Source organism: Selenomonas sp., assembly GCF_052169755.1.
Taxonomy (GTDB): domain Bacteria; phylum Bacillota; class Negativicutes; order Selenomonadales; family Selenomonadaceae; genus Selenomonas.
This window is the reverse complement of record NZ_JBQNBV010000090.1, coordinates 1-8,726: the sequence shown is the minus strand read 5'-3', so window position 1 is coordinate 8,726 and position 8,726 is coordinate 1. Positions and strand designations below refer to the sequence as shown.

Annotated in this window: 7 protein-coding genes and 1 tRNA gene; 5 read left to right on the top strand and 3 right to left on the bottom strand. The window is 54.9% G+C overall.

Features of this window, described 5'->3' with window-relative positions; all coding sequences use genetic code 11:
* Nucleotides 1–159 precede the first annotated feature (159 nt).
* Nucleotides 160–236, bottom strand: a tRNA-Pro gene (locus ACTTKG_RS07315).
* A gap of 308 nt (nucleotides 237–544) precedes the next feature.
* Between ACTTKG_RS07315 and hcp the strand changes: the two genes are divergently transcribed.
* The 3 genes from hcp to ACTTKG_RS07300 all read left to right on the top strand — a co-directional run bounded on the left by hcp (nucleotide 545) and on the right by ACTTKG_RS07300 (nucleotide 3,269).
* Complete coding sequence (gene hcp / locus ACTTKG_RS07310) at nucleotides 545–2,182, top strand: hydroxylamine reductase (protein WP_442673577.1); 1,638 nt, start codon at nucleotides 545–547, stop codon at nucleotides 2,180–2,182.
* 181 nt (nucleotides 2,183–2,363) lie between these two features.
* The gene (locus ACTTKG_RS07305; protein WP_442673578.1) at nucleotides 2,364–3,077 is read left to right on the top strand and encodes a hypothetical protein; all 714 of its coding nucleotides are present in this window, start codon (nucleotides 2,364–2,366) and stop codon (nucleotides 3,075–3,077) included.
* 12 nt (nucleotides 3,078–3,089) lie between these two features.
* Nucleotides 3,090–3,269 carry a hypothetical protein gene (locus ACTTKG_RS07300; RefSeq protein WP_442673576.1) on the top strand — a complete coding sequence of 60 codons (180 nt, stop codon included), beginning with the start codon at nucleotides 3,090–3,092 and terminating at the stop codon, nucleotides 3,267–3,269.
* A gap of 55 nt (nucleotides 3,270–3,324) precedes the next feature.
* On the opposite strand, the gene ACTTKG_RS07295 is transcribed toward ACTTKG_RS07300, so the two are convergent.
* The gene (locus ACTTKG_RS07295; protein WP_442673575.1) at nucleotides 3,325–4,647 is read right to left on the bottom strand and encodes a bacteriohemerythrin; all 1,323 of its coding nucleotides are present in this window, start codon (nucleotides 4,645–4,647) and stop codon (nucleotides 3,325–3,327) included.
* 118 nt (nucleotides 4,648–4,765) lie between these two features.
* Between ACTTKG_RS07295 and ACTTKG_RS07290 the strand changes: the two genes are divergently transcribed.
* Together ACTTKG_RS07290 and ACTTKG_RS07285 are read left to right on the top strand one after the other, a co-directional pair.
* Entirely contained in the window at nucleotides 4,766–6,106 is a 1,341-nt protein-coding gene (locus tag ACTTKG_RS07290; RefSeq protein WP_442673574.1) for a replication-associated recombination protein A, read from the top strand.
* 241 nt (nucleotides 6,107–6,347) lie between these two features.
* A complete protein-coding gene (locus ACTTKG_RS07285) occupies nucleotides 6,348–7,271 on the top strand; it encodes a DUF3829 domain-containing protein (RefSeq protein ID WP_442673573.1) in 924 nt (307 codons plus the stop codon).
* A 58-nt stretch (nucleotides 7,272–7,329) separates the two neighbouring features.
* Here ACTTKG_RS07285 and murA read toward each other — a convergent pair whose 3' ends face one another.
* Nucleotides 7,330–8,595 (bottom strand): UDP-N-acetylglucosamine 1-carboxyvinyltransferase, encoded by a 1,266-nt coding sequence (gene murA, locus ACTTKG_RS07280; RefSeq protein WP_442673572.1) that lies wholly within the window; start codon nucleotides 8,593–8,595, stop codon nucleotides 7,330–7,332.
* Nucleotides 8,596–8,726: the final 131 nt, after the last annotated feature.

Genomic DNA, 8,726 nt, shown 5'->3' with positions numbered 1-8,726 from the left:
ACGCACAAACGTCCACTTTGTGGACATTGTGCGCCGCCCTTACAGAAGCCTAGCCAATCGGTCTGCGCCTATGGCTTGACCTCTTGGGGCTTCAGGGTAAAAAAATGGAGCTATTCGATAGGCGCTCGAATAACCCCTAAAGCCTTGAAAATACTAAGCTGGTCGGAGCGACGGGATTTGAACCCACGACCTCTTCCACCCCAAGGAAGCGCTCTACCAAGCTGAGCCACGCCCCGACTGCTCTAGTATAGCAGACTTCTTTTGAAAAAGCTAGGGGGAATTTCCTTTTTTGCAGAAAACTTTGCAGCGGCAGTATTTTCACTTGGCGAGGTTTGTCGGGGGAATTGTGATGGAAAAGTGTTCGAGGCGTGTAAAGGCAGAAAATAATAGGAAGAAAGATTATCAACTAAGGAAAATCAAGGACTTTTTTCGTTTTTGTAACAAGCGTTACCGAAGAGGGAAACTCTCTTTGCTATGATAGAGCTGTCAAGAGGAGCTGCTGTGCGCGCTTCTCGTTAGATTGCAAAGAGAGAGGATGGTATACATGGAGAACAAGATGTTTTGCTTTCAGTGTCAGGAGACGGCGGGCTGCAAGGGATGTACGCAGGTGGGCGTTTGTGGTAAGAAGCCGGAGGTTGCAGGGCTTCAGGATCTTTTGATTTATGTGACGAAGGGGATTTCCGCCGTTTCGACGGCGCTGCGCGAAGCGGGCAAGTCGGTTTCACAGGCGGTCAATGATCGCGTCACGCTGAATCTTTTCATTACGATCACGAATGCGAATTTCGATGAGGCGGCGATTGCCGATGCGATTGAACAGACGCTGCGCATGAAGGAAGAGATGATGAAGGACGTAGCAGATGCGTCGAAGCTTCCGGCGGCGGCTCTTTGGAATGGCGCAAGAAGCGAGTTTCACGCGAAAGCGGCCTCGGCGGATGTCGGTGTTCTCGCGACGGAGAATGAGGATGTTCGCAGCCTCAGAGAGCTTGCGACGTATGGTCTCAAGGGTATGGCGGCGTACAATCATCATGCGAATGTCGTCGATTACCGTGACGAGGCGGTCGATGCCTTCATGCAGAGGGCGCTGGCGATGCTCTTAGACGACAGTCTTTCGGGCGATGATCTCACGGCTCTCGTGTTGGAGACAGGCAAGTATGGCGTCGATGTCATGGCGCTCTTGGACAAGGCGAATACGGAGACTTATGGCAATCCGGAGATCACGAAGGTCGATCTCGGCGTGCGCAAGAATCCGGGTATCTTGATTTCGGGTCATGATCTCAAGGATTTGAAGGAGCTGCTCGATCAGACGGAGGGCACGGGCGTTGATGTCTACACGCACGGCGAGATGCTGCCCGCGCACTACTATCCGGCATTCAAGAAGTACGCGCATTTCGCGGGCAACTATGGCAACGCCTGGTGGCAGCAGAAAGAGGAGTTCGAGTCCTTCAACGGTCCGATCCTTATGACGACGAACTGCATTGTGCCGCCGAAGGCGAGCTATCAGGACCGCATCTTCACGACGGCTGCCGTTGGTTTCCCAGGATGTCCGCACATCGAGGAGAAGAATGGCAGGAAGGACTTCTCCGCTGTCATTGCGTTGGCGAAGAGGTGTGCGCCTCCGACGGAGTTGGAGCAGGGCGAGATCGTCGGCGGTTTTGCGCATGAGCAGGTGTTTGCGCTTGCTGACAAGGTGGTTGAAGCCGTGAAGTCGGGCGCGATCAAGAAGTTTATCGTCATGGGCGGCTGCGACGGTCGTCACAAGACGCGCAGCTATTATCGTGACTTCGCTGAGGCTTTGCCGAAGGATACGGTCATTCTGACGGCAGGCTGCGCGAAGTATAAGTACATTAAGCTCAATCTCGGCGACATTGGCGGCATTCCGCGCGTCCTCGATGCGGGCCAGTGCAACGATTCGTACTCCTTGGCGCTCATCGCGCTGAAGCTTAAGGAAGTCTTTGGGCTTGCCGACGTGAACGAACTGCCGATCGTTTACAACATCGCATGGTATGAGCAGAAGGCGGTCATCGTCCTCCTCGCGCTCCTGCATCTCGGCGTGAAGAACATCCACCTCGGGCCGACGCTGCCGGCGTTCCTTTCGCCGAATGTCGCGAACGTGCTCGTCGAGACCTTCGGTATCGGCGGCATTACGGACGTCGAGAGCGACATCAAGAGCATGATTGGCTGAGCGTTGTGCGCAGAGCAACGGCATAGCGAAAGAAAAGGGTTCCTCTTGTAAAGAGCAAGGGGAACTTTTTTTATTCAACTTTTCGGGGCATGATGCAGAATTTTTGCATATTGCGGCGGGAAATGCTTTATGTTAAAATCCTTTTAGGTATAAGAGCGGGATGCGGGGAGGGATTTTGGCAATGAAGCTTTTGAAGCAGCTGCGCGGCAAGATGCGGGCGATTCGGAAACGTCCTGAAATCTATGTGCGCCACTATGCACTGGCGTTCGTTCTGCGCGGAACGCTCATCTTTCTGGAAGTCGTCCTGCTGCGCCTCTTCTATGTACCGCTGCGCTTTGCCGATCTCTCGACGAGGGAGATCGTGCAGTATATACGCAAGATCGACTTCAATCTCTGGGGTTGGTTCAAAAGTGCTCTGGGGAAGTGTCTGGAAGTGCGGAGCTGGCTGCAGGGTTTGGGCAATTTCGCCTCTCTGCCCGAAGCGCTGCGGCATCTGAATACGCGTCTCTATGCGTGGCTGCAATGGAAGCGCGAGGCTGTCCTTTCCTTTTGCCGTATGCTGCGGGAGCCGCGCAAACTGGGGAAGCGCGTGCGGGACTTCGTGCGCCGTCAATTCCGCAACCGCCGCATGGTGCGGCGCGGCGCCGTGCGCATGGTCTTGGGCATAATCTTGGCAAAGTTTCTGACGGTGCTTTACGTTGCTTTTGCGGGAGCGGCGATCTTCTCCGTCTGGGGATTTGACTGTCTTTTCATGATCTTGGGCTTCCTGCAGATCGCCGCGACAAGGCTCGCTCACTTTTTGGGGCGCGTCATCGAGCATCATATCTTTCTGGTGCAGCAAGGTGCAGATTTTGCAGGGGAGGAGAAGAAGATGCTTGGGAGACAAGGCGATTGAGGGGCGGAGGATATGTATGTGCAGGGCGCTTCCGGCAGCATCAAGGCGACAAGGTACGGGCATGAAAGTAACGGCTTTCATGTATTTGGCGCATCGAAAAGGCGGCGCATAAGTCGGAATGGACTTATGCGCCGCCTTATTTACCATGAAGCCCAAGAGGTCAAGCCCGAAGGGCGCAGACCGATTGGCTAGGCTTCTGTAAGGTGTGAGGCTATATGTACAGCGTGCTGCCTTGATGATTCTGTCGTCATTCCGTCAGATTCAATGCCGCTTCTTCGATGTAGGGCATTTTTTTATCGACTTTCAGGATGTGCTGCACGAGCCAGTTGAGGAGGAACTTGATGAGATCGTCAAGCGCGCCTTCTTGGTCGCGGTCGATATCGTCGAGGTCGAGGTTGTTGAGCTGCTCGACGAATGCTGTATGAGCGGCGACCTGCTCGGCAAGACCGTCGTAGTTGATGCTCTTCATATAGCGTTCTTCATCGGCAAAGTGTTTGATGGTGTAGTTGCGCAGCTCTTCGAGGATTGCAACGATGTTGTCAAACTTGTCGACACAGAATTCGTCGTGCACGAGGTCATACGTCTGGCGTACCAGCTTGAAGAGCGTTTCATGTTCCTTGTCGACGAGCGGGATTTGCGTGCGAAATTCATCGGTGAAAGCAAAGGGATCGGCAGGAGCCTTCTTCGACTTGATGACGGTCGTCGTCGGCTTGCTCGGCTTGCTTGCCTTGGGCGCGGCAGGCTTCGCGGCGGCTTCGGCAACAGGCGCGGCAGGCTTTGCTGTGGCTTCGGCGACGGGCGCGGCAGGCTTTGCGGCGGCTTCGGCGATGGGCACGGACTGCTCGGCAGCGGCGACTGTCTTTTCGGCGGGCTGCTTTTTGACAGTGGTTTTCCGCGGTTTTTTCGCAGGTTTTGCAGCTTCTGCGGGAGAAGCGCTGTCCTTGGCATTTTTGCCGGAATCTTCGGCAGCGGTTGGCTGCTTCTTGGCGGCGGTGCGTTTTTTCGTCGTTTTTTTTGCGGGAGCAGCGGGTTTGTCTGCCGCTTCTGTCGGTTGCGTTGCCGATGTTTTTGGCTCTTCGACGGCTGGTTCTTTCCTGACGGTCTGCGCCGTTTCTGCTTTGCGCGCTTCTTTTGCCGCCTGCGCCTTTGCCTTTACCGCGGCTGCCTTTGCTTTTCGCAGGGCGCTGCCGATGAGCATGTCGCTTGAGAGGATGTGCTGCAGGAACCACTCGTTGAGGAAGTTCATGAGAGTCGTCAGATCCTCGTGGTCGCTTTGGAAGTTCATCGAGGATTTGTGGCGGTCGATGACATCGCGAAAGCGCACATGATCGGCTTTTTGCCCATCTAGCTCGGCATCATGCGACATGACCATGATTTCCTCTTCGTATACGTGCTGTTTGACGATGTGATCCTGCATCGTCTCTAAAAGCTGCCCGCGCAGTCGGTGGTATTCGTCTTCGTGACCTGCAGCGAGCGCTTCGCGTGCTTCTTCCATATCTTCCAAAAGTCGGCGGTGTCCATTGTCGATAAAAGGGATTCCCGTTTCAAAATTTTCCAAGAAGCGGTACATGCTGCTCACTCCATTTTTTGCATAAAAATTCTCTTCTAGACTATATCGTGAATTAGGCGGTTTGTCTTAAACCTGTCTTTTGACTCATGTTCTTCTTCTGTTATAATAGAAAGAAATGATGGATGGAGGGACGAATTTGGAGCAGGATTCGCTTTTTCGACGCGAAGCCGATCTGCCGCTGGCGGCGCGTATGCGGCCGAAGGGACTCGCGGACTATGTGGGGCAGCAGCATCTTGTGGGCAAGGGAAAGATGCTTTCAAAACTCATTGCTGAGGACAAGATTTTTTCGATGATTTTTTGGGGACCGCCGGGCGTCGGCAAGACGACGCTTGCACGCGTCATTGCGGGGGAGACGAAAGCGCGATTCATCGACTTTTCCGCTGTGACGAGCGGCATCAAGGAGATCCGCACGGTCATGCAGGAGGCGGAGAAGAACACTGCGTACGGCGAACGTACGATCCTCTTCGTCGATGAGATTCATCGTTTCAACAAGGCGCAGCAGGACGCTTTTCTGCCGTTTGTGGAAAAGGGCAGCATCATCCTCATCGGCGCGACGACGGAGAATCCGTCGTTTGAGATTAACAGCGCCCTCCTTTCGCGCTGCCGCGTCTTTGTACTCAAGGCGCTGCAAAAGGAGGATATCTTGGAGCTTTTGCGTCGTGCGCTCGCTGCGCCCGAGGGCTTCGGTGGGCAAAAGGTGGAGATCGCGGATGATCTTTTGGAAGCGCTCGCCGTGTTCTCGAACGGCGACGCGCGTACGGCGCTTTCGACGTTGGAGATTGTCGTGCTGAACGGCGATATGGAAGAAGGCGCGATCAAGGTTACGCGTGAGACGGTGGAGCAGTGCATGGAGAAGAAGTCGCTGCTTTATGATAAGAAGGGTGAGGAGCATTACAATCTGATTTCGGCGCTCCACAAGTCGATGCGCAATTCCGATGCGGATGCGGCGATTTACTGGCTCGCTCGCATGTTGGAGGCGGGGGAGGATCCTCTCTATATCGCGCGGCGCATTGTGCGCTTTGCGAGCGAGGACGTGGGGCTTGCCGATCCGCGCGCTTTGGAACTTGCCGTCGCGGCGTATCAAGCGTGTCATTTCATCGGTATGCCGGAGTGCTCGGTGCATTTGACGGAGGTCGTTGTCTATATGTCGCTTGCGCCGAAGTCGAATGCGATGGAAGTCGCCTATTTGAAAGCGAAAGCGGACGCAACGGCACGTCTCGCCGAGCCGGTGCCGCTCGTCATACGAAACGCCGTGACGCGGCTCATGAAGGACGAGGGCTACGGCAAGGGCTACCAGTACGCGCACAACGCGAAGGATAAGCTCACGAATATGCAGTGTCTGCCCGACGATCTCTTAGGAAGCGTCTATTACGAGCCGACGGAGGAGGGGCTGGAAGGGCGTTTCAAGGCGCGTCTCATGGACATCAAGCGATGGAAAAAAGAGCATGGCGCATCTTAAAAGGAAGAGCGGATAAAGGCAGCACAGCTGGCTGGACGCATCTTTTTTCCTCGCGGTACCTTAAAAATTCGAGAAAATTTCATCCAAACAAGAGCAACCCGCATGAACTCCATTTGCATTAAGAATTTGGAAGAAATTTGACGCATGATATTCTGCCGTATTATACTAAGGCTGATCTTTTATATATGAATCGTTAAGGGATCGCTCGGTTCATAAGGTTTTTTACACAAGGAGGATTTTTATGCAAAACAATCAACTGCGCCGTGCCTTGTCCGTATTTCTTGTCGGCGGTCTTTTGCTCGCGCCGTCCATGCTCTTCACCGGCTGCATCGGCGGCGATGGGGACGGCGGCTCTTCGCTTTCGCGGATGTTTTCGGAGGACGGCGTGCAGGGGCTGCAGAAGAAGCAGGCGGCGCTTGCTCCGTACATCGAGGCGACGAATGCTTTCAACGGCAAACTTGTTACGTTTGACTATGCCATTTCGCCAACACTGGCAGACCTGCGTTCAGGAACGCCGATGGTGAGCTGCATGTTGCCGGGATACGGCGCCTTGAAGGAGAACCTCGAAAAAGCGCGTGCAGATAAGACGACGAGCGGCGTCTATTCGGATATTGATGAGGCTGCTGACGCGACGCTTGCCATACTCAAAGATCTTGTGCCGGTGGCGGAGAAATTGGACAACTATTACTCTTCCAAAGGTTATCTTGCTGACAATTATGCGCAGGGAACAGAGCTTGCACAGCAGTTCCTTCCGCTTCACGATCAATTTACGGAAGCCTATAAAAAAATGGACGCCATCGTCTCTGCGCATAACAAAGAGGTGCATCGCGCACAGTTTGAAGAGCTGAAAAAGGCGGGCAAAGAGAATGCGGCGACATTCTCTGAGCTGAACATCAAGTTGAGGGAGCTTGCCGATGCTCTGGAAGATTCGAATTTTGACACACAAGCGGTCGAGACGCAGATCAAGGATATAACTGCGATGAGTGAAAAACTCAACGGCTCGGAAGTGAATCGTTATAAGAGCGATATCAATCGCTATATCGGCGCCGTGCGAACCTTCCTTGCAAATCGTACGAATGATAAATACAACGATATGGTCGAGGAGTACAACGATTTGATTGACACAGCCAACCGCATCGATCCCGAGGCGTTGGATAAAAAGTAAATAAAGCATAAAAAAGGATTGTGCATGAGTTTTCTCAGCGCACAATCCTTTTTTTTATTCAGCTGTCTGCGCGGCGAATGTCGGCGCCGAGTCCCACGAGCTTTTCGACAAGCTTGTCGTAGCCGCGGTCGATATGGTGGATGTAGCCGACTTGCGTCTCGCCTTCGGAGACGAGCGCGGCGAGCACCATAGCGGCGCCGGCGCGAAGGTCGGTCGCCTTGACCTGGCAGCCCGTCAGATGATCCACACCCTCGACGACGGAGGTGCGTCCGTCGATTTTGATGGCGGCTCCCATGCGTTTGAGTTCATCGACGTGCATAAAGCGGTTCTCGAAGACCGTTTCCGTCACGAGCCCCGCACCGTCGGCGACGGCGAGCAGCGCCATAAACTGCGCCTGCATGTCCGTGGGGAAGCCCGGGTACGGCATGGTCTTGATGTCGACGGCTTTCGGGCGATGGTCGCAGGCGACGCGAATGCCGTCGATATCCTCTTCGATAGTGACGCCGGCTTCCTTGAGCTTGGCGATGACGGGTTTCAGATGCTCGGAGATGGCGTTTTCGATATAGACGTCGCCCTGCGTCATGGCGGCGGCGACCATGTAGGTACCCGCCTCGATGCGGTCGGGGATGATCGTGTAGTTGTGCCCTGTGAGTTTTTTGACGCCCTCGATCTTGATGACGTTCGTGCCTGCACCGCGCACTTTTGCGCCCATGACGTTGAGGAAGTTGGCGAGATCGACAATCTCCGGCTCCTGCGCGGGGTTTTCGAGCACGGTCTGACCTTCTGCCATCGAGGCCGCCATAAGGATGTTTTCCGTCGCGCCGACGCTCGGGAAGTCAAGGTAGATGCGTGCGCCCTTGAGCCCTTCGGCAGCGCGCGCTTCGATGTAGCCATGCCCAATCTCGATCTTCGCGCCCAAGGCTTCGAAGCCCTTGAGATGCAGGTCGATGGGGCGCGTGCCGATGGCGCAGCCGCCCGGCAGCGAGATCTTCGCATGACCGAGACGCGCGAGCAGAGGCCCCATGATGAGGAATGAGGCGCGCATCTTGCGCACAAGCTCGTAGGGCGCTTCTGTGCTCTTGATCTCGCGGCTGTCTACCGTCAGCGCATTCGCCGCCGCATCAAATTCTGCATGGACGCCGAGCGCCTGCAGGACTTCCGTGATCGTATGCACGTCGTCGAGCGACGGAACCTCATCCAGACGGCTTGGGGCGTCCTGCCCCAAGAGCGTCGCGGCGATGATGGGCAGTACGGCGTTCTTCGCACCGCTGATCTTAACGCGCCCTGCGAGCCGACAGCCGCCCTGTATAATCAACTTTTCCATGAAAGATTTGTTTCCTCCCCCGCACATGGCGAGTTCCTTCCGGCGCATGTGCTCCATATAGCAATTCCTAGTTTACCATGAAACCCCAAGAAGTCAAGCCGAAGGCGCAGACGGATTGGCAAGGTTTCTGT

What these genes read in the sequence shown, in the direction of transcription:
- ACTTKG_RS07285 (WP_442673573.1), top strand. Translation starts at nt 6,348, where the DNA reads ATGCAAAACAATCAACTGCGCCGTGCCTTGTCCGTATTTCTTGTCGGC.
- ACTTKG_RS07300 (WP_442673576.1), top strand. Translation starts at nt 3,090, where the DNA reads ATGTATGTGCAGGGCGCTTCCGGCAGCATCAAGGCGACAAGGTACGGG.
- ACTTKG_RS07290 (WP_442673574.1), top strand. Translation starts at nt 4,766, where the DNA reads ATGGATGGAGGGACGAATTTGGAGCAGGATTCGCTTTTTCGACGCGAA.
- ACTTKG_RS07305 (WP_442673578.1), top strand. Translation starts at nt 2,364, where the DNA reads ATGAAGCTTTTGAAGCAGCTGCGCGGCAAGATGCGGGCGATTCGGAAA.
- murA (WP_442673572.1), bottom strand. Translation starts at nt 8,595, where the DNA reads ATGGAAAAGTTGATTATACAGGGCGGCTGTCGGCTCGCAGGGCGCGTT.
- ACTTKG_RS07295 (WP_442673575.1), bottom strand. Translation starts at nt 4,647, where the DNA reads ATGTACCGCTTCTTGGAAAATTTTGAAACGGGAATCCCTTTTATCGAC.
- hcp (WP_442673577.1), top strand. Translation starts at nt 545, where the DNA reads ATGGAGAACAAGATGTTTTGCTTTCAGTGTCAGGAGACGGCGGGCTGC.